A 256-nucleotide genomic window follows, 5' to 3' on the forward strand; every position below is an offset into this window, starting at 1 on the left:
CTATTGACGATGTTTATAATCATCCCGCTACCGTTGATTTTATTGAGCATTATGCAAAACCTAATAATATAAAATCTATGCTAGATGCCGTTATTACAACCGGTGACGGAAATTTAGGTATTTTATGCGCAGAAACCGTTGGGGAGTTTCGCCAATGGACGCAAAGTGAAGAAACCTACTTACGCTCTTTAGCAACTTTAGTAGGCAGTACCTTAGTGTCACAACGCCGTAAACAAACCGCTGAGGAATTAAAAAT

Annotated in this window: 1 protein-coding gene; it reads left to right on the top strand. The window is 39.1% G+C overall.

The features are described 5' to 3' along the window. Window positions 1–256 (top strand): GAF domain-containing protein (locus AAEY78_RS13940; RefSeq protein ID WP_352339966.1); only part of this gene is annotated, 256 nt, incomplete at both ends.

Origin of the sequence: Psychrobacter sp. 16-MNA-CIBAN-0192 (genome assembly GCF_040309565.1) — a bacterium.
In the GTDB taxonomy this organism is placed as follows: Bacteria; Pseudomonadota; Gammaproteobacteria; order Pseudomonadales; family Moraxellaceae; genus Psychrobacter.